Origin of the sequence: Mesorhizobium sp. C416B (assembly GCF_030323165.1) — a bacterium.
In the GTDB taxonomy this organism is placed as follows: domain Bacteria; phylum Pseudomonadota; class Alphaproteobacteria; order Rhizobiales; family Rhizobiaceae; genus Mesorhizobium.
In genome coordinates, this window is sequence record NZ_CP100471.1 from 1,758,985 (window position 1) to 1,776,867 (window position 17,883).

The 17,883-nt window shown below is 62.7% G+C and carries 17 protein-coding genes; 12 read left to right on the forward strand and 5 right to left on the reverse strand.

Annotated features, from left to right (window positions below; all coding sequences use genetic code 11):
- The 9 genes from NLY43_RS08915 to NLY43_RS08955 all read left to right on the forward strand — a co-directional run bounded on the left by NLY43_RS08915 (position 1) and on the right by NLY43_RS08955 (position 10,569).
- On the forward strand, positions 1–939 hold the full coding sequence (locus NLY43_RS08915) for a sugar ABC transporter substrate-binding protein (protein ID WP_023668529.1): 939 nt from the start codon (positions 1–3) through the stop codon (positions 937–939).
- A 29-nt stretch (positions 940–968) separates the two neighbouring features.
- Positions 969–2,477 (forward strand): sugar ABC transporter ATP-binding protein, encoded by a 1,509-nt coding sequence (locus tag NLY43_RS08920; protein WP_023709922.1) that lies wholly within the window; start codon positions 969–971, stop codon positions 2,475–2,477.
- 106 nt (positions 2,478–2,583) lie between these two features.
- Positions 2,584–3,348 carry an SDR family oxidoreductase gene (locus tag NLY43_RS08925; RefSeq protein WP_023684416.1) on the forward strand — a complete coding sequence of 255 codons (765 nt, stop codon included), beginning with the start codon at positions 2,584–2,586 and terminating at the stop codon, positions 3,346–3,348.
- Complete coding sequence (locus tag NLY43_RS08930; RefSeq protein ID WP_050589717.1) at positions 3,326–4,144, forward strand: SDR family oxidoreductase; 819 nt, start codon at positions 3,326–3,328, stop codon at positions 4,142–4,144. The genes NLY43_RS08925 and NLY43_RS08930 overlap by 23 nt, the downstream gene beginning before the upstream one ends.
- 425 nt (positions 4,145–4,569) lie before the next feature.
- Positions 4,570–5,544 (forward strand): ABC transporter substrate-binding protein, encoded by a 975-nt coding sequence (locus tag NLY43_RS08935; protein ID WP_023709924.1) that lies wholly within the window; start codon positions 4,570–4,572, stop codon positions 5,542–5,544.
- A 70-nt stretch (positions 5,545–5,614) separates the two neighbouring features.
- Positions 5,615–6,694 carry a quaternary amine ABC transporter ATP-binding protein gene (locus tag NLY43_RS08940; protein WP_023709925.1) on the forward strand — a complete coding sequence of 360 codons (1,080 nt, stop codon included), beginning with the start codon at positions 5,615–5,617 and terminating at the stop codon, positions 6,692–6,694.
- Entirely contained in the window at positions 6,691–8,670 is a 1,980-nt protein-coding gene (locus NLY43_RS08945) for an ABC transporter permease (protein WP_023709926.1), read from the forward strand. Before NLY43_RS08940 ends, NLY43_RS08945 begins: the two co-directional genes overlap by 4 nt.
- Positions 8,671–8,677: 7 nt before the next feature.
- Positions 8,678–9,478 carry a hypothetical protein gene (locus NLY43_RS08950; RefSeq protein WP_023709927.1) on the forward strand — a complete coding sequence of 267 codons (801 nt, stop codon included), beginning with the start codon at positions 8,678–8,680 and terminating at the stop codon, positions 9,476–9,478.
- 296 nt (positions 9,479–9,774) lie between these two features.
- A complete protein-coding gene (locus tag NLY43_RS08955) occupies positions 9,775–10,569 on the forward strand; it encodes a hypothetical protein (RefSeq protein WP_023709928.1) in 795 nt (264 codons plus the stop codon).
- A 41-nt stretch (positions 10,570–10,610) separates the two neighbouring features.
- Here the strand turns inward: NLY43_RS08955 and NLY43_RS08960 are convergent, their stop codons facing one another.
- Positions 10,611–11,969 carry a trimethylamine monooxygenase gene (locus tag NLY43_RS08960; protein WP_023709929.1) on the reverse strand — a complete coding sequence of 453 codons (1,359 nt, stop codon included), beginning with the start codon at positions 11,967–11,969 and terminating at the stop codon, positions 10,611–10,613.
- A 267-nt stretch (positions 11,970–12,236) separates the two neighbouring features.
- Between NLY43_RS08960 and NLY43_RS08965 the strand changes: the two genes are divergently transcribed.
- On the forward strand, positions 12,237–12,950 hold the full coding sequence (locus NLY43_RS08965; RefSeq protein ID WP_023692149.1) for a helix-turn-helix domain-containing protein: 714 nt from the start codon (positions 12,237–12,239) through the stop codon (positions 12,948–12,950).
- A 166-nt stretch (positions 12,951–13,116) separates the two neighbouring features.
- On the opposite strand, the gene NLY43_RS08970 is transcribed toward NLY43_RS08965, so the two are convergent.
- The 4 genes from NLY43_RS08970 to NLY43_RS08985 are packed head-to-tail and all read right to left on the reverse strand — an operon-like array spanning position 13,117 to position 16,901.
- The gene (locus tag NLY43_RS08970) at positions 13,117–14,157 is read right to left on the reverse strand and encodes a heme-dependent oxidative N-demethylase family protein (protein WP_023709930.1); all 1,041 of its coding nucleotides are present in this window, start codon (positions 14,155–14,157) and stop codon (positions 13,117–13,119) included.
- Positions 14,158–14,166: 9 nt separating this feature from the next.
- Positions 14,167–15,132 (reverse strand): PDR/VanB family oxidoreductase, encoded by a 966-nt coding sequence (locus tag NLY43_RS08975; RefSeq protein WP_023687064.1) that lies wholly within the window; start codon positions 15,130–15,132, stop codon positions 14,167–14,169.
- Positions 15,129–15,725, reverse strand: coding sequence for a dimethylamine monooxygenase subunit DmmA family protein (locus NLY43_RS08980; protein ID WP_023668542.1), 597 nt, complete (start codon positions 15,723–15,725; stop codon positions 15,129–15,131). The genes NLY43_RS08975 and NLY43_RS08980 overlap by 4 nt, the downstream gene beginning before the upstream one ends.
- Positions 15,726–15,767: 42 nt before the next feature.
- On the reverse strand, positions 15,768–16,901 hold the full coding sequence (locus NLY43_RS08985) for an aminomethyl transferase family protein (RefSeq protein ID WP_023668543.1): 1,134 nt from the start codon (positions 16,899–16,901) through the stop codon (positions 15,768–15,770).
- 283 nt (positions 16,902–17,184) lie between these two features.
- Here NLY43_RS08985 and NLY43_RS08990 point away from each other — a divergent pair, with 283 nt between their 5' ends.
- Positions 17,185–17,472, forward strand: a complete 288-nt coding sequence (locus NLY43_RS08990) for a hypothetical protein (RefSeq protein WP_023668544.1) — start codon at positions 17,185–17,187, stop codon at positions 17,470–17,472.
- A 27-nt stretch (positions 17,473–17,499) separates the two neighbouring features.
- Positions 17,500–17,877, forward strand: a complete 378-nt coding sequence (locus tag NLY43_RS08995; protein ID WP_023668545.1) for a hypothetical protein — start codon at positions 17,500–17,502, stop codon at positions 17,875–17,877.
- Positions 17,878–17,883: the final 6 nt, after the last annotated feature.

Genomic DNA, 17,883 nt, shown 5'->3' on the forward strand with positions numbered 1-17,883 from the left:
ATGCTCACCAAACGTTCACTGCTGCTCGCCGCTGCCGCAATCATTCCTATGCTCGGGCTGACCGACATGGCCTCGGCCAAGGAGGCCAAGAAACTCGGCCTCGCCGTGGCCAATTTGCAGGCCGACTTCTTCAACCAGATCAAGCAGTCGGTCGAAGCCTACGGCAAGGAGAAGGGCATCGAGATCGTCACCGTCGACGCCAAGGGCGATTCAGCGACCCAGGTCAGCCAGGTGCAGGATCTGATCACGCAGAACATCGACGCGCTGATCTACATTCCGGCCGGCGCCACAGCCGCCACCGTGCCGACCAAGACCGCCAAGGCTGCCGGCATCCCGGTCGTCAATGTCGACCGCAACGCCGACGGCGCGCCCGGCGACACCTTCATCGCCACCAACAGTGTCGCCTCGGCGCAGGCGGTGTGCGACTACATCGCCAAGCAGGCCGGCGGCAAAGGCGAACTGATCATCATCCACGGCCAGAAGGGCACCACGCCGGAAGTGGATCGCTCGAAGGGCTGCGGCGAAGCGCTCAAGGCCTATCCCGATATCAAGGTGGTCGGCGAATTGTGGAGCGAAGGCTGGCACCAGGACGAAGGCTTCAAGCTGACGCAGGACCTGCTGCAGTCGCATCCCGATGTCTCCATCGTCATCGGCCAGGCCGATGCGCTGGCGCTGGGCGCGGCACAGGCGGTCAAGGTCGCCAATCCCGGCCACAAGGTCTGGGTCGCCGGCTTCGATGGCGACGTGGCCGCGCTCAAGGCGCTGAAGGACGGCGTGTTCGACGTCACCGCGACGCAGCAGACGCAAGGCATGGGCCGTCTCGCCGTCGATGCGGCGATCAAGCTGGTGGCCGGCGAAAGCGTTCCGGCCGAGCAGCTGCAGGATGCGACGCTGACCACCAAGGACAATGTCGAGCAGTTCATCGCCAAGCATCCGTAACGACCGGCACCGCTTAAGAGAGCACCACGATGTCTCCTGATCCTCGCCACAGCGAAAGCCCGCACAACGGGCTCTTCGTCAACGGCCTTTGCAAGAGCTACGGACCGGTCCAGGTCCTGGCCGATGCAAGCTTTGAGGTGCGGCCGGGCGAGGTTGTGGCGCTGCTCGGCGAAAACGGCGCCGGCAAGTCGACGGTGTCCAATATCATCGCCGGCTCGACCCGGCCCGACGCGGGCACCATCATCTGGCGGGGGAAGCCCTATTCCCCCGCCTCGCCCGCCGCCGCCATCGATGCCGGTGTGGGCATGATCCATCAGGAACTGAAGCTGCTGCCGGATCTGTCGGTGGCGGAAAACGTCTATGTCGGGCGCCTGCCGATGCGCGGCGGCCGCATCGACCGCGCCGAGATGAACGCCAAGGCCTCGGCGCAGTTGAAGCGGCTTGGCCTCGACGTCTCGCCCGAGCGCAAGGTGGGCACGCTGCGCATCGCCGCCCAGCAACAGGTCGAGATCGCCAAGGCGTTGACGCTCAATGCCGAATTGCTGATCTTCGACGAACCCACCGCAGCGCTCGGCGGCGAGGAAACGGAGCTTTTGTTCCAGCAGATCCGCAAGCTCAAGGCGGAGGGCATGTCCTTCATCTACATCAGCCATCGTCTCGACGAGATCGCGCAGATTGCCGACCGCGTGGTTGTGATGCGCGACGGACGCATCGTCGCCCGCCACGAGCGCGCCGATATTCCCGTGCGCACAGTGGTGGAGCAGATGGTCGGCCGCTCGGTCGAACGGATGTTCCCGCATCTGTCGCCGCCGCGCGAGGAGACGCTGCTCGAGGTCGACAACCTGTCCTCGCCGGAGAAGAGCTTCAACAACGTTTCCTTCTCGGTCAAAGCAGGCGAGATCCTCGGCATTGCCGGGTTGATCGGCGCCGGCCGCACCGAACTGGTGCGGGCGATCGCCGGCGCCGATCCGATCTCGTCGGGCTCGGTGCGCGTTGCCGGCAAACCGGTGCATCTCAGCGGGCCGGCGGCAGCCATCAAGGCCGGCGTCGTGCTGGTGCCGGAAGACCGCAAGGCGCAAGGCGTCGTGCTCGACCAGACCATCGGCGAGAATTTGGCGTTCGGCAATTTCGACCATGTCGCGCCGAAGGGCTGGGTGTTTCCGAAAGCGGTGCAGAAATTCGCCGAAGCCGGCATCGCAAGGCTCGGGGTCAAGGGCAAACCTGGCCAGGCGGTCAGCAAGCTTTCCGGCGGCAACCAGCAGAAGGTGATCATCGCCAAATGGGTGTCACGCCCGCCGAAGGTGTTCATCCTCGATGAGCCGACGCGCGGTATCGATGTCGGTGCGCGCGCAGCGATCTACGACGTCATCGCCGACCTCGCCCGTTCCGGCATGGCGGTGGTGGTGGTGAGCTCCGACCTCGAGGAGGTGCTGGGTCTGTCGCACCGGGTGCTGGTGCTGAGCCGCGGCCGCCAGCGCGGCATTCTCGACCGCAGCGAGGCGAGCAATGTCGCGGTGATGGAACTCGCCACGAGCTGAGGACAGGAGTCGGAACAAAGCGCAGCAGGTGGTATCCTCCCAAGGACCGGACCGCGCGGGGCGCCAGCAAAGACTGGCGCCCCTTCATTTCAGGAGGGGGAACAACATGAAACTATTCGATCTCAGCGGCGACGTAGCGCTGGTAACAGGCGCCGGCAGCGGCATTGGCCAGGCCATTGCCATCGGGCTCGCCGAAGCCGGCGCCGACATAGCCTGTTTCGGCCATGCCTCGAAAGGCGGGCTGGATGAGACCGCGCACAGGATCGCCGCGCTTGGCCGCAAGGCGGTGGTGCTGACCGGGACGGTGACGTCGGAGGCCGACCTGGCGACCGCAGTCGAGCGCACGGAAAAGGAGCTCGGCGCGCTGACCATCGCCGTCAACAATGCCGGCATTGCAGGAGCCGAGGCCGCCGAGACGCTGTCGCTGGAGAAGTGGCAGAAAATCTACGACGTCAATGTCAGCGGCGTGTTCCTGTCCTGCCAGGCCGAAGCGCGCGCCATGCTGACGCGGCGCAAGGGCTCGATCATCAACATCGCCTCCATGTCGGGTTCGATCGTCAATCGCGGCCTGACCCAGGCGCATTACAATTCGTCGAAGGCGGCGGTCATCCACATGTCGAAAAGCCTCGCCATGGAATGGGCCGATCGCGGCCTGCGCGTCAATGTGGTGAGCCCAGGCTACACGCTGACGCCGATGAACAAGCGGCCGGAGGTCGCCGAACAGATCAAGATCTTCGAACGCGACACGCCCATGGGGCGCATGGCGACGCCGGAAGAGATGGTCGGCCCGACCGTGTTCCTGGCCAGCCGCGCCGCGAGTTACGTCACCGGCATCGACCTGATCGTCGATGGCGGCTTTGTCTGCTGGTAGGAGAAGAAAAGTGCAGAAGCGTTTTGAAGGCAAGACTGCTGTGATCACCGGAGCCAGCGGCGGCATCGGCGCGGCGATGGCGAAGCGCTTTGCCGAAGAAGGTGCGGCGGTCGTGGTCAGCGCGATCGATGCCCGCGTCGAAGAGGTCGCCGCCGGCCTCAAAGCGGCTGGCGCCCAGGTCGCGTCGATGCGCATGGACGTGACCAACAAGGACGAGGTCACCGCGCTGTACGACCTCGCCGAGAAGGAATTCGGCCGCGTCGACATTTCGGTGCAGAATGCCGGCGTCATCACCATCGCCCGGATCGAGGCAATGACCGAAGCCGAGTGGGACAAGGTGTTGGCAGTGAACACCAAGGGCGTCTTCCTGTGCTGCCAGGAAGCGATCGCGCGCATCCGCAAGCATGGCGACGGCGGCCGGCTGATCAACACGGCATCGGGCCAGGCGCGGCAGGGTTTCATCTACACGCCGCACTATGCGGCGTCGAAGTTCGGCGTCGTCGGCATCACCCAGAGCCTGGCCAAGGAAGTAGCCAAGGAAAAGATCACCGTCAACGCGATTTGCCCCGGCATTATCGACACTGACATGTGGGCTTACAACGACGCCGCCTGGGGCAAGCTGATGGGTGACTACAAGCCCGGCGAGCTGATGGCCGAATGGGTGAAGAACATCCCGATGGGACGCGCCGGCAGCGGCGAGGACGTGTCCGGCCTGGTCAGCTTTCTCGCCAGCGACGACGCCACCTACATCACCGGCCAAACCATCAATGTCGATGGCGGCCTGATCATGTCGTGAACGTTAGCTCTGGCGGTTGGCAATCGACCAGTCTGAAATTCCGCAGTGCACAGGGCATCAGCCGTTGCGCCGCATGAACGTTGGTATATATAATTTCATCTCATGAAACGGCCTTGGCGGGGATGGGGCTCGCCGGCCGAGACCATGGGACCTTGATGGCTCGCACGTCTGAGAGCGCCGCTGGAGCGGCGATCGATCTGTTGACGATTGCTCACGCAGCAATCCATCCGATGCCATGACGCGGGCCCGCCCGGCATCACATAAACGCCAAGTCGAGCAACCATTTCGCCTGCGCAAGTTGCGGCTGCGGCACTGGCTTGGTGCGAACGAGCTTGCGTAACGACCCGCCTTTCCAACACAATCAAGAAAAGACGCAAGAAGGGAACGATCAAGAAATTTCCACATGGTTTGACAGGAGAACAAGCATGTCATTTCGCAGTGTGATTTCGAACCTATCAATGGGAGCCTTTGCGCTTGCCACCGCAAGTTCGCTTACATCGCCGGTCCAGGCAGCAGCACCCGAATCCAACGACCCGATCAAGATCGCGCTGTTCGACTGGACCAGCGTCAATCTCAACGCCAAGATCCTTGGCGGTATCCTCGAAAAGCTCGGCTATACCGTCGAATATCCGACAGCCGACTACCTCTCCAGCCTGACCACCGGTCTCACCAATGGCGACCTCGATGTCGGCCTGGAGTTCTGGGACACGACGGCCGGCGAGGCGATGAAGGCCTCCGACGCCACCGGCCAGACCGAGCGGCTGGGCAAGCTCGGGCCGAAGGCCAAGGAAGAGTGGTGGTTTCCCGAATATATGAAGGAGAAATGCCCGGGCCTGCCCAATTGGGAGGCGCTGAAGGACCCGAAATGCGCCGAGGCGTTCTCGACGGCGGAGACGGCGCCGAAGGGCCGCTATCTCGGCGGCCCGGTAACCTGGGAAGGCTTTGACGACGAGCGCGTCGAGGCGCTGAAGCTGCCCTTCACCGTCATCCATGCCGGCACCGACGCGGCGATGTTCGCCGAGTTGGACTCGGCCTATCAGCGCAAGGCGCCGATCATGCTGTGGATCTATTCGCCGCATTGGGCGCCGGCCAAGTACAAGGGCGAGTGGGTCGAATTCCCGGAGTATACGCCCGAGTGCTACACCGACCCGAAATGGGGCACCAACCCGGATGCCAAATATGATTGCGGCAAACCGCATGGCGAAATCTGGAAATACTCCTGGTCCGGCATGAAGGACAAATGGCCGGTCGCCTACAAGGTGGCCAAGGCGTACACGATCGATACCGATGAGCTCAACAAGATGAGCGGCGAGATCGACCTCGGCGGCAAGACGCCCGAAGATGTCGCCGCCGCCTGGATCGCCGCCCACGAAGCCGACTGGAAAGCCTGGGCGCAGTGATCGCCTGACTGGAAGCCAGACCCGGCCCTAGCGGCCGGGTCTTATCTCCATTTTCCAGAAGGACCATTGGATGACGGAAGCGACTGAACCGCAGGCAACTGGCACGCCCAAGGATGTGCGGCCGATAAAGCTTGCCTGCCGCAATGTCTGGAAATTGTTCGGGTCGAACGCGGCCAGCTTCATCCGCGAGCGTGACGGCAAGGCCAGCATGGCCGACATCGCCGCGGCCGGACTGGTCGGCGCGGTGCGCGCCGTCGATCTCGAAATCCGCCAGGGCGAGATTTTCATCATTATGGGGCTGTCCGGCTCCGGCAAGTCGACGCTGGTGCGCTGCATGTCGCGGCTGGTCGAGCCGACCCACGGCAAGGTCGAATTCGAAGGCAACGATCTGCTCAAGATTTCCGATTCGGCGCTGATCGAACTGCGGCGCCATCGCATGGGCATGGTGTTCCAGAATTTCGCGCTGCTGCCGCATCTGAACGTGCTGGAGAACATTGCCTTCCCGCTGAGTATCCAGGGCCAGGACCGGCCGACGCGCGAAGCGAGAGCGCGGGAGGTGATCGATCTCGTGGGCTTACGCGGCCGCGAGCATTTCTATCCGCGCGAACTCTCCGGCGGCCAGCAGCAGCGCGTCGGCATCGCCCGCAGCCTCGCGACCAAGCCGGAGATCTGGTTCCTCGACGAGCCGTTCTCGGCGCTTGACCCATTGATCCGCCGCGAGATGCAGGACGAGCTGATGCGGCTGCAGACCATGCTGCACAAGACCATCGTTTTCATCACCCATGATTTCGACGAGGCGATCAGGCTGGCCGACCGCATCGCCATCATGAAGGACGGCGAGGTCATCCAGATCGGCACACCGGAGCAACTGGTGGTCAATCCGGCGACCGACTATGTCGCCGAATTCACCCGGGATGTCGACCGCGCCAAGGTGATTTCGGCGCGCAGCCTGATGCGTGCCCTGGATGGCTCCGAGCATGGCGGCACGGTTTCGCCCGACGCCAGGATCGCCAGCTTCTCGGCCAGCATCGTCGCTTCGGGAAAACCGTTCGCGGTGGTCAACGGCAGCGGCAAGTCGATCGGCGAGGTGACGCCGCAAGCCGTGATCGGACTGCTGGCCGGCATCGACAAGCAAAGAGCCGGCGCATGACGGTGACTGCAAGCGCCAGCCAAACGAGGCCACCGGTTCAGCGCTGGCTGCTGATCTGGGCGCTGGCGCTGGCCGCCGTGCTGGTGGTGTTTCTGCTGCAGGACAGACTGCCCTGGGCCGTCAACTATCCGGCCGAGGCGGTTATCCCGGTCGCCGACTGGGTCAGTGCGCTGATGCGCTGGATCAAGTCGAACTTGTCCTGGCTGACCCGCTCGATCACCGCGGTGCTCGGCGTTCCCCTCGATTTCGCGCTCGACCTGCTGGCCAAGAATTTCAAGATTGGTCATGGTGCCGATGCCTATGTCCTGCCGCGCCTGTCCTGGATCGGCGTCTGCGCCGCCGCCTTCATCGCCGGGCATGCCGTGGGCGGTAGAAAACTCGGCATGCTCGTCGGCGGCTGCTTCCTCTACACCGCGCTGTTCGGCCAATGGACCAGCGCCATGCTGACACTGGCACTGATTTCCATCGCGGTGCCGTTCTGCATCGTCACCGGCCTGTTCGCCGGCATCTGGGCGTGGCGCAAGCCATGGGCCGAGCGGCTGATCATCTCACCTGCCCTCGATTTGATGCAGACCATCCCGACCTTCGCCTATCTCATCCCGATGCTGCTCCTGTTCGGCAACAGCCCGGTCTCGGCGATGATCGCCACCGCCATCTTCGCCACGCCGCCGATGGTGCGGGCGACGATGCTCGGCCTGTCGCGGGTGCCGTCAGAGATCGACGATTTCTCAGAGATGGCCGGCTGCACGGCGCGGCAGAAATTGTGGCGCGTGCTGCTGCCGTCGGCGCGGCCGACACTGATGATCGGCGTCAACCAGGTGATCATGCTGGCGCTGAACATGGTGATCATCGCCTCGATGATCGGCGCCGGCGGCCTCGGCTATGATGTGCTGCTGGCGTTGCGTGCGCTGAAGGTCGGCGAAGCGATGGAAGCCGGGCTCGCCATTGTGGCACTCGCAATCGGGCTCGACCGGTTGAGCCAAGCCATCGCCCACAAACAGGCGAAGGGCCATGTTCAACAGCAGGCGAACCAGAGCTTTTGGCGGCGCTATCCCAATCTGTCGCTGGCCATCGCCATCCTGGTCGTGACGACGCTGCTCGGCCCGTTCGTACCGGCGTTCGCAGCGGTGCCCAAGGAGATCACCTTCACCACCGCGCCACTGTGGAAGGCGGCGGTGAGCTGGGTGACGATCAACTTCTTCGACGTGATCGAAGCGTTTCGCGTGGCGCTCATCCTCAATGTACTGAACCCGCTGCGCGCCTTCTGCGAAGGCTTTCCGTGGCTCGGCGCGGTGGCCCTGCTCGGCCTCGCCGGCTACCAGTTCGGTGGCCTGCGTCTCGCCGCCCTCGTCGCCGCGCTGACCGCCTTCTGCGCCGTCACCGGCCTGTGGGAAAAGACCATGGCGACGGTTTATCTCTGCGGCATCTCGGCCTTCATCGCTTGCCTGATCGGCATCCCGATTGGCCTGATGGCCGCGCGCAGCGACCGCTTCGAAAAGATCGTCACGCCCATCATCGACACGCTGCAGGTGCTGCCGTCCTTCTGCTTCATCATTCCCGTGGTGATGCTGTTCCGGGTCGGCGACGTCACCGCCATGATCGCCACGGTCGCCTTCGCCGTGGTGCCGGCGATCCGCTACACCAATCACGGCATCCGGCAAGTGCCGCCGGCATTGATCGAGGCGGCGAAGGTTTCCGGCTGCACGCCGCGCCAGACCTTCTTTCGGGTACAATTGCCACTGGCGCTTCCCGAAATCATGCTGGGCGTCAACCAGACGATCCTGATGGCGCTGGCGATGATCATAATCTGCGCCATGGTCGGCACACGCGACCTCGGCCAGGAAGTCTTCATCGCGCTGTCCAAGGCCGATTCCGGACGCGGCATTGTCGCGGGTCTCGCCATCGCTTTCATCGGCATCGTCGCAGACCGGCTGTTCAATGCCTGGACGGCGAAGGCGCGGGCAAGACTAGGATAATTGTTGAATGTCCAATCCCGGCGAACCGCCTTTTGCCGTACTCGTCTTCGACATGGCCAAGACCGGCGAGCCGGACGGGGAGCACGTAGTTTCGGGGTTTGAGACGCTGGAGGCGGCGACGTCCTACGCCATTGCGCGGGTTCGCGCCTCGGTGGAGGACTTGCGCAAGCCCGGCATCGCCACTGCTGAGCTTCGCCAGCTCTGGCACCTCTATGGCGAAGACTGTTCGGTGCTGAACGCCGGAGTGCGCGGCAGCGATCTACTCGACGATTTCATTGCGACGCCGTCGATGCCGGCCGAATGCAACTGGCAAGTTCTCGCGCCAAGGCTGCGCCGCTTCCGCGCCTCGCTGCTGATCTCCAACGGCAACAACGAATCCGTCTGGGCGGGCGGCTTCTTTCGCTCGACCTACAGGCTGACGCGAGACGGCCTCCTCGAGCGCTTTGGCGACGACGCCATTGCCGCCTTCAAGGCCAAGGGGATCGAGCCGGCGGAGCCGACGAAGCTCATGGTCGCCAATTACTTCGAGCTGCCCGACCCGCCCTACCCGCCGCCAGGCGTGACGCTGCGATCCTGGAAGGTCGAGGTCGGTTTCGTCTGCCATGACGTGAAGTTCGGCGGCGACGCCGCCGGAATCTTCGCCTGGCCGCAAGAGCCCACCGACTGGGCGCTCAGAACCATGCAGCTCCTGCTGATGGCCGACATGATGGCCATGCGCGGCGATGGCCCCGACTGGGCCAACGACTGCGAGATACTAACCGCCAAAGTGACCGAGACGGAGGCGCCTCCCGACTATCCGCTGGATTGAAGTGATTATCATCACCTGCCCCGTGGCCGGCACACGCGATCTCGGCCAGGAAGTGTTCATCGCACGGTCCAGGGTCGCGGCATTGTCGCGGGCTGGCAACAACCTGCCATCGACATCATCGCGGTCGGTCTCCGACCCCTGAGCCGCGAAAGCTCAAGCACGGCTCGGATAGACGGTTTCGCCTCTTCTGGAGTTCGCCTCTTCTGGAAATGGCAGGCCGCGCTCCAGCTCTTGACTTTGGCGCATTTTCGCGCGGAAAGCTGCTTCATCCTCGACCAGCCTGAGCTTGCTGCCGAATGTCCGATCAGCGCGAACCGCCTTTTACTGTCGTCGTCTTCGACATGGCCAAGACCGGCGAGCATGTGGTTTCGGGGTTTGAGACGTTGGATGCGGCTACGTCCTACGCGATTGCTCGGGTTCGCGCCTCGGTGGAAGAGCTGCGCAAGCCTGGCATCGCAGCAGCCGAGCTCCGGCGGCACTGGCATATCCATGGTGAGGATTGCACGGTGCTGAACGCCAATGTGCGCGGCAGCGATCTGCTTGACGATTTCATCTCGACGCCGGGGACACCGGCCGAATGCGACTGGCCGGCGCTGGCGCCACGACTGCGCCGTTTCTACGCCGCTGTGAACGTCTTCAACAACGACGGCAAATCTATCCGGGTCAGCGGCTTTTTCCGCGCGACCTACCGGTTATGGCACGCTGGCCTGCTCGCAAGATTTGGCGACGACGCCATCGCCTCCTTCAAAGCCAAAGGCATCACGCCGGCAGTGCCGACGAGAGTCTCGGTCGACCATCACTTCGAGCAGCCCGATCCGCCGCGCCCGCCGCCCAGCGATATCAGGCCGTTGCTATCCTGGAAGGTCGAGATCGATTTCGGCTGCACCGATGTGAGGTTCGGCGCCAAAACCGACGGCGTCTTCGCCTGGCCCGAGGAGCCGACCGGCCGGGCACTCAACGACATGACACATCTGCTGATGGCTGACAGACTGTCCATGTACGGCACCGGCCCGGAGGGTGCCTATTATAGCGAATTGGTGTGGGTCAAGGTGACGGAGACCGATGCGGCTCCCGACTACCCTCTGAATTGAAACTGGGCCGGTGCCGGCGCATTGTTTTGCATCACGCCGACCTATTCCGCCGCCACGCCCTTCACCTGGAGATAGCTTTCCATCGAGTCGTCCAGCGCCTGCAGCCAGGGCGTATGGTGCAATGGCGCCATGGTGCCGGTCATCAGCGAGCGGTAGGCGTGGTCGCGAAAGCTCATAATGTCTTCCGCCTTGTGGTGCTCCCACTCCATGAAGGTCTGGTTGACCGCCTCGACGTCGAAGCCGGGATAGTCGGTCTGGTCCATCAGTTCCTTGGTGTAGTCGCCCTGGAACCAGATCATCTGCTCGGCGTCTTCCAGCGTCTCTTCGCGTGCCCGCCACTTGGCGCCGTGCTCGGCCATCGCCTGTCCCGACGGCAGCTTGATGCGGCCCATGATGACGTCACGGGCGAACCAGGCCTGGGCGTCGAACATGTTGAAAGTGTAGAACTGGTCCTGCATGCCGATATAGGACAGTTTCGGGTTCTTCTCCCACACGACGCCCTCATAGAGCCCGTCCGGCCACATGCGGTTGGCGGTCTTCAGCTTCAGCTCTTCCGTGAGGAACGGGAAGGAATGCAGATAGCCGGTGCACAGGATGATGGCGTCGACATCTTTTGTGGTGCCGTCCTTGAAGTGCGCCGTCTTGCCGACGACCTTCTGCAGCAGCGGCACTTCCTTCCAGTTCTCCGGCCATTTGAACCCCATCGGCTTGGAGCGGTAGCTGGAGGTGATCGATCTGGCGCCGTATTTGTAGCATTGCGAGCCGATGTCCTCGGCAGAATAGGAGCGGCCGATGATCAGTATGTCCTTGCCCTTGAACTCCATGGCGTCGCGAAAATCATGGCTGTGCAGGATACGGCCGTTGAAGGTCGAAAAGCCTTCGAAATAGGGAACGTTGGGAACCGAGAAATGCCCGGAAGCGACGACGACATTGTCGAACTCTTCGGAGTAGGTGACGTCGTTGGTGCGGTCATGCGCGGTGACAGTGAATTTCCTGCTCTCGTCCGAGAAGGTGACCATGCGCACCGGGCTGTTGAAGCGCACCCATTTGCGCAGGCCTGATTTCTCGACGCGACCCTTGATGTAATCCCACAAAACGGCGCGCGGCGGGTAGGATCCGATCGGGCGGCCGAAATGCTCCTCGAACGTATAGTCGGCGAATTCCAGGCATTCCTTCGGTCCGTTCGACCAGAGGTAGCGGTACATCGAGCCGTGGACGGGGTCGCCATGCTCGTCGAGGCCGGTGCGCCAGGTGTAGTTCCACAGGCCGCCCCAGTCCGACTGCTTTTCGAAGCAGACGATTTCGGGGATCTCGGCGCCCTTGTCGGCAGCCGACTTGAAGGCCCTGAGCTGGGCCAGACCGGATGGCCCCGCTCCAATGACGGCAACGCGCGTTTTCATGGCAGGCCTCCCGGTGTCATTCGATTTTTGGAATTGCTCTTACGAAACAAATTTCACTCACAGGACAGTAATTGCCTCTTGGATGCTGTCAACAGGCCTTGTGGAGAAACCGCGTTTCGCCCCAGCGGATTTCCGGAAAAACGGATGACGGCGTAAATCCTGTTCGGACACCATTCGACTTAAGGGGCTTGCTGCGCGGTTGCGTTTCTGTATCGGCACCGAATATGTTCACCTGGAGTGAAATAATCATGGGGATTCGGAGGCGAGATGGCGAAGACAAGTTCCGATTCCAAGACTGCTTCGACAAGGGCAAAGCCACCGGCAAAGGCCTCCGTGGACGGAAAAACCATCCGCGCGCCGCTGACGCAGAATCCGCACGCCATTCGCGACACGCGCGAAAAAGTGCTGGAGGTGGCGATCGGGCGCGAGGTGCGCGCCTTCCGCAAGAAGCTCGGCATCACCGTCGCCGATCTCGCCGTCGCCACCGATATTTCGCTGGGCATGCTGTCGAAGATCGAGAACGGCATCACCTCGCCGTCGCTGACCACACTGCAGGCGCTGTCGAGGGCGCTCGGCGTTCCCGTCACCGCCTTCTTCCGCCGATTCGAGGAAGAGCGCAGCGCCGTCTTCGTCAAGGCCGGCGAAGGGCTAGATGTCGAACGCCGCGGCACCCGCGCCGGCCATCAATACAATCTGCTCGGCCATATCGGCTCCAACACCAGCGGCGTCGTCGTCGAGCCCTATCTGATTACGCTGACCGAGGATTCGGATGTGTTCCCGACCTTCCAGCATGAGGGCATGGAATTCCTCTATATGCTGGAGGGCGAGGTGGTGTACCGGCACGGCAGCAACCTCTATCCGATGAAGCCGGGCGACAGCCTGTTCTTCGACGCCGACGCGCCGCACGGGCCGGAGCAACTGACGAAACTTCCGATGCGGTATCTGTCGATTATTTGCTATCCGCAGAATAGCGCTGGGTAATCGGACCGCCGCAGCCCCCTCACCCGGATTGCCAAGGCCGAATTGCAATAGCAATTCGGGGCAATCCGACCTCTCCCCGAGGGGAGAGGAGGCGGGCACCAGCGTTGGCGATCTCTTCTCCCCTCGGGGAGAAGGTGGCCGCGTAGCGGCCGGATGAGGGGGTCTCTTAGTCCGGCCCAAACCCCAGGCTGGTCGCACTCCCATCGTCCAGCTTCGACAGCCATTCCACCAATGTCGGCCGATACCGCGTCAGGCCCTTGTAGGTGGCCAGCTCTTCCGGCAAATCCCGGATCACCCGGTGCAGTCGCCTTGCCCATTTCGGCTGTGTCACCAGTTCGTCCATCTTGATCAGATAGCAGCGGATCGGGAAGACGATGCCGTTCGAGCGCGGCAGGCGCCAGAAGCTTTGCAGTTCGACGCGCAGATGCACCTTGTCGCCGACATTTTCGGGCGTCACCGTCGCGCGGTCCGGGCCCCATTTGTGGTAATTCTCCGGACTGGTGTCGAGGCGCGGGTTGATGGTCATCGTCCAGTTGAGACGCCGCGCCGGCTTGCCCTGCTGGATGTTGGTGAGGAACTTCAGCGCCCTGACGAAAATCCCCTTCTCATGCGCCAGCGGCACCGGCGCGTGCCATTCGAAGAAATTCATGCCGATGTCGAAATCGAGCGACCAGTCGGCCTGAGTGGTGACCATGCCGGCGTCCATCCAAAGATTGCCGTCGCGCTGATCGAGAATGCAGAAATCACCCTGGCTCTGGCGGGTGATGTACTCCATCGGCCCGTAAGGCAGTGTCGAGGTGTCGCCGAAGGTGAAGGTGTCGTCGATGCCGAGCGGCCGGTTGATCCAGCGCCAGCGGTCGCCGTCGCGGGTCAGGGTGAAATGCTCGGGATAGCCAAGTGCCTGTTGCTCCATCAAAAGTTCGAGCAGGTCCCAGCCGGCCAGCGTCATATGCGGCAGCGACTGGCAGCGCAGCGGATCGTCGGCCAGCACCAGTGCACGGTCCTGCATCTCGGCGACATAGTGCTCGTCGACGTCGATCAGGTTTTCCAGAACGCTGCCCTTGGGGCCAACCACATGCGGCTCGATGTTGACCGCATACATGTAGGCGTCTTCGTGGAACGGGAACGGAAACCGCCTGATGTGTTCCGGGGTGTTCCTGAAGGTGAAATCGTCGCGAAACGTTTCCTTGCGAAAGGTGATGCCCAAGCTGGCCTCCTATCTTTCCAGGACCAGCGACTTGCCTTCGAAGCGCGACACGCACGGCATGATCTTGCAGCCGGAACGATGGTCTTCCTCGCTGAGCCAGTGGTCGTTGTGGATGAACTTGCCGTCATACGAGACGACGTTGGTCTCGCACTGGCCGCAGACACCGCCGCGGCAGAGATAGGGCGGATCGACGCCGGCGGCCTCGATCGCTTCGAGCAGACTCTGCTGCTCGCCGACGCGGATGGTCTTGCCGCTAACGGCAAGTGTGACGTCGAACGGCAGGCCGGGCTGGGGTGCCGCGAAATGCTCGTAGTGCACGGTCTCCGCCGGCCAGCCGAGAGCCGCAGCGCGCTCGCGCACCCAGTTGATCATGCCGGCCGGGCCGCAGACATAGAGATGGGTGCCGAGCGGCTGCGAGGACAAGAGACGGTCGAGTTCGATGCGCTCGTCGCGGTCGTCGTGATAGAGCCGGACGCGACGGCCATAGCGCTCCTGCAGCACATCGGCATAGGTGCCGAGCGAGGCGGTGCGGCAGGTGTAGTGCAGCTCGAAATTGCCGCCGGACCCGGCGAGCTGCGCGGTCTGCGCCATGAACGGCGTGATCCCGATGCCGCCGGCAAGCATCAGATGCTTCTTTGCCCTGAGGTCGAGCGAGAACAGATTGACGGGGTAGCTGACGACCATCTCCAGGCCAGGCTTGACGCTCCGGTGCATGAACAACGAGCCGCCGCGGCCGACATCGTCGCGGCGCACCGAGATGGTGTATTCGCGGGTGTCGAGCGGCGATCCCATCAGCGAATAGGGATTGAGCCTTGTGCGGTCGCCATCGCGCATCTCGACCACGACATGGGCGCCGCCGGAAAAGGTCGGCAAAAGCTCACCGTCACGGCGGCGGAAATGGAAGCGCGTCACCAGTTCGTTGACCGGGACGACGTCGCTGACGACGACATCGAGCTTGGTGGTGCCGGTGCTCATGGGAAGACCTCCTCTATGGGAGGGATCTCCGAGCGATCCTCGGCATTTATGCAGACGCCCTGGAATGCTGCCAGCCGTCGCGAATAATGATCGCGCACCAGAAGCAGCAGGCCGCAATGCGCGCAGGTGGCCGGCTGCGTCGTCACATTTTCGGTGATGCCTTTGCAATGCACGCACTGCATGCGCCGCGCCAATGAGCCGCGATGCTCGGTCTGCATGGAGGTATGATCGATGCCGGCTTCGAGCGCCACCTGCATGGCCTGGCCGATCAGCCCTTCGGTGCCGGCGAGATAGAGGCGCAGGCCCATATGCGCGTTGGCAAGCGTCTGCTTCAGCCGGGGCAGCAGGCTGGCGAAGGTTGGCGCGACATGAAATTGCGCGGACTTCAGTGCCTCAAGAGCGGCAACGTGCTTGCCGTCGGCCCCGGGAATGAAGACGATTTCGGCGCCGTCGAAGAAGCCGGGGGGCGCCGTCCTTGCCATATCGACGATCGCCAGCGCGCCTTCCGCATCCGCCACGAAAAGATGATGCTTGCCGGGCTGCGGGGACAGGGTTCCGTAAATGGGCCGGCTGATGATCGTTTTGGCTGCCATTCTCTACTTCGTACCTCGAAACCCCTCGCTGTCGATTGTGCCTCAGCCTTTCGCCGTGCGCTTGGTCTTTTTGGGATCGTCGAAGGGCAGAGGCTGCGCCGTCGCCCTGATCGAACCGCTCTTGTTGCGGATCTCGAGCTTGGTGTCCTTGACCGCGCAGTCGACGTCGAGGCGGGCGATGCCCATCGATTTCTCGACCAGCGGCGAATACATGGCGCAGGTGACCACGCCCACCTTTTTGCCGTCGCGATAGACCGGCGCGCCCTCATCCGCGGGTTGCTTGCCGTCGAGCAGCACGCCGTAGATCTTGAAGCGCTCCTTGCCCTTGAGGCGGTAATGCTCTTCGGCGCCGCGAAAGCCGGTCTTGCCGGGGCTGACGGTGAAGTCGAGGCCGAGCTCCCACAGCGTGTCGCCGGGGCCTTCGTTCTCGAACGGATATTTCTGCGAGTTGTCATAGGGATAAAACAGCAAATAACTTTCGACGCGCAGCATATCGAGCGTGGTGAAGCGGCACGGAATGATGCCGGCGCTCTTGCCCTCGTCGAGGATCCTGTCCCAGATCGTGCCGGCGTCCTGGCCGCGGCAGAATATCTCGTAGCCGCGCTCGCCGGTATAGCCGGTGCGCGAGATCATGACGGGAAAGCCGAACAGCTGCGTCTGCATATGATGGAAATAGTTGAGGTCGCGAATGCCCGGCACATGCTTTGAGAGATAGTCGACCGCGGTCGGTCCCTGCAGCGACAGGTCGTGCAGATTGTCGTCGAAGCGCAGCGATACGTCGCGGCCGACGGAAGCGCGCTGCAATTCCTCATGGCCGGTGCCGGAGCCGTGCACCACCATCCAGGCGTTCGGCCCGGTGCGGTAGAGGATGCAGTCGTCGGTGAATTTTCCGGCCTCGTTCAGCATGCAGGCATAGGCCGACTTGCCGGGATAGATCTTCTCCACGTCGCGCGTCGTTGCCAGGTCGATGAGGTGTGAGGCGTGCGGCCCGGTGATGTGAACCTTCTTCAGGCCCGACACATCCATCAGCCCGGCCCTGGTGCGGATGGCGGTGTATTCCTCGTCGGCGTCCTTGTCGTAGGTCCAGGCGGTGCCCATGCCGCTCCAGTCTTCGAGCTTCGAGCCTAACGCGCGATGGCGATCCGCCAGGGTCGAAAATCTCCAGGATGCCGTCATCCGCAAATCCTCCGTTCGAAAATTCTATTGTGTTCCCGGCTCCCTGCGCGAGGCGGGAGCATTTGGTCGAATATTGATCGCAAACGTCCTGATGCCGCAATACCCGGAAGCAAATAATTTCATTGTCAGGCAAAATTCGCGGCTGGGGACAAACGGTTAACCCAACGTAAAATCGGCTTGACAATTGCTGGATTCGGCCCGAATTTATGAAAAAAATTTCACTCTGTTGAAAGAGGGCAGCGGGCGGCCAATTCGGGGTCGGGCGCTGGAAAAGGGGAAACCGATGTCAGACCTGCAGCAGCGCATCGAAGCGCTGTACCGTTCCGACCTGCGCGGATCCGCGCTCCTGATCATCTGCCTTTGGGCGACGATCCTCTTCGTGCTTGTCATGACATGGCCCTACATCCCGGACACCGGGATCAAGATCGTCGTCGCTATCGCTGCCGCCGCCGTGCTGATCTTCAATACGGCCGCCATCCTGGCGATGGTCAATCACTACAAGGAAGACAAGGACTTCATCTACGGTCTCGACATCAAGAACGCCGACGCGGCCCGCAACCGCAAGTCCTGAAAACAGAACGTCCTGAGGGTAGAAGTCATGTCGCGCTACACGCCGCCGGAACAAGGCAAGGCCGGGCAGATTTTCGATATCGTGGTCGTCGTGGTCGCCATTTTCGTGGCGCTGTGGCTGCCATTGAAACTCGGCCTGGCGGGTGCGGCGAAATCCATCGACGCGCTCGATGCCAAAACCTGGGAAGCGTTGGGACAGAACCCGACCATGGCCTCGATCTGGGAAAAGCTCGGCTATACGCCGGAGACCGCGCACGACATCATCCAGAACCGCTTCCACTACATCATCGACTGGCCGACGCTGATCATCATGGCGGCGGTGCTGATCGGCTATTTCGTCTTCCTGTTCCGCGCCTCCGACCGCGAATATCGCGACGTCATCAACGAAAAGTTCGACGACAAGTAACGCCAG

What these genes read in the sequence shown, in the direction of transcription:
- NLY43_RS08915 (WP_023668529.1), top strand. Translation starts at nt 1, where the DNA reads ATGCTCACCAAACGTTCACTGCTGCTCGCCGCTGCCGCAATCATTCCT.
- NLY43_RS08920 (WP_023709922.1), top strand. Translation starts at nt 969, where the DNA reads ATGTCTCCTGATCCTCGCCACAGCGAAAGCCCGCACAACGGGCTCTTC.
- NLY43_RS08925 (WP_023684416.1), top strand. Translation starts at nt 2,584, where the DNA reads ATGAAACTATTCGATCTCAGCGGCGACGTAGCGCTGGTAACAGGCGCC.
- NLY43_RS08930 (WP_050589717.1), top strand. Translation starts at nt 3,326, where the DNA reads ATGGCGGCTTTGTCTGCTGGTAGGAGAAGAAAAGTGCAGAAGCGTTTT.
- NLY43_RS08935 (WP_023709924.1), top strand. Translation starts at nt 4,570, where the DNA reads ATGTCATTTCGCAGTGTGATTTCGAACCTATCAATGGGAGCCTTTGCG.
- NLY43_RS08940 (WP_023709925.1), top strand. Translation starts at nt 5,615, where the DNA reads ATGACGGAAGCGACTGAACCGCAGGCAACTGGCACGCCCAAGGATGTG.
- NLY43_RS08945 (WP_023709926.1), top strand. Translation starts at nt 6,691, where the DNA reads ATGACGGTGACTGCAAGCGCCAGCCAAACGAGGCCACCGGTTCAGCGC.
- NLY43_RS08950 (WP_023709927.1), top strand. Translation starts at nt 8,678, where the DNA reads ATGTCCAATCCCGGCGAACCGCCTTTTGCCGTACTCGTCTTCGACATG.
- NLY43_RS08955 (WP_023709928.1), top strand. Translation starts at nt 9,775, where the DNA reads ATGTCCGATCAGCGCGAACCGCCTTTTACTGTCGTCGTCTTCGACATG.
- NLY43_RS08960 (WP_023709929.1), bottom strand. Translation starts at nt 11,969, where the DNA reads ATGAAAACGCGCGTTGCCGTCATTGGAGCGGGGCCATCCGGTCTGGCC.
- NLY43_RS08965 (WP_023692149.1), top strand. Translation starts at nt 12,237, where the DNA reads ATGGCGAAGACAAGTTCCGATTCCAAGACTGCTTCGACAAGGGCAAAG.
- NLY43_RS08975 (WP_023687064.1), bottom strand. Translation starts at nt 15,132, where the DNA reads ATGAGCACCGGCACCACCAAGCTCGATGTCGTCGTCAGCGACGTCGTC.
- NLY43_RS08980 (WP_023668542.1), bottom strand. Translation starts at nt 15,725, where the DNA reads ATGGCAGCCAAAACGATCATCAGCCGGCCCATTTACGGAACCCTGTCC.
- NLY43_RS08985 (WP_023668543.1), bottom strand. Translation starts at nt 16,901, where the DNA reads ATGACGGCATCCTGGAGATTTTCGACCCTGGCGGATCGCCATCGCGCG.
- NLY43_RS08990 (WP_023668544.1), top strand. Translation starts at nt 17,185, where the DNA reads ATGTCAGACCTGCAGCAGCGCATCGAAGCGCTGTACCGTTCCGACCTG.
- NLY43_RS08995 (WP_023668545.1), top strand. Translation starts at nt 17,500, where the DNA reads ATGTCGCGCTACACGCCGCCGGAACAAGGCAAGGCCGGGCAGATTTTC.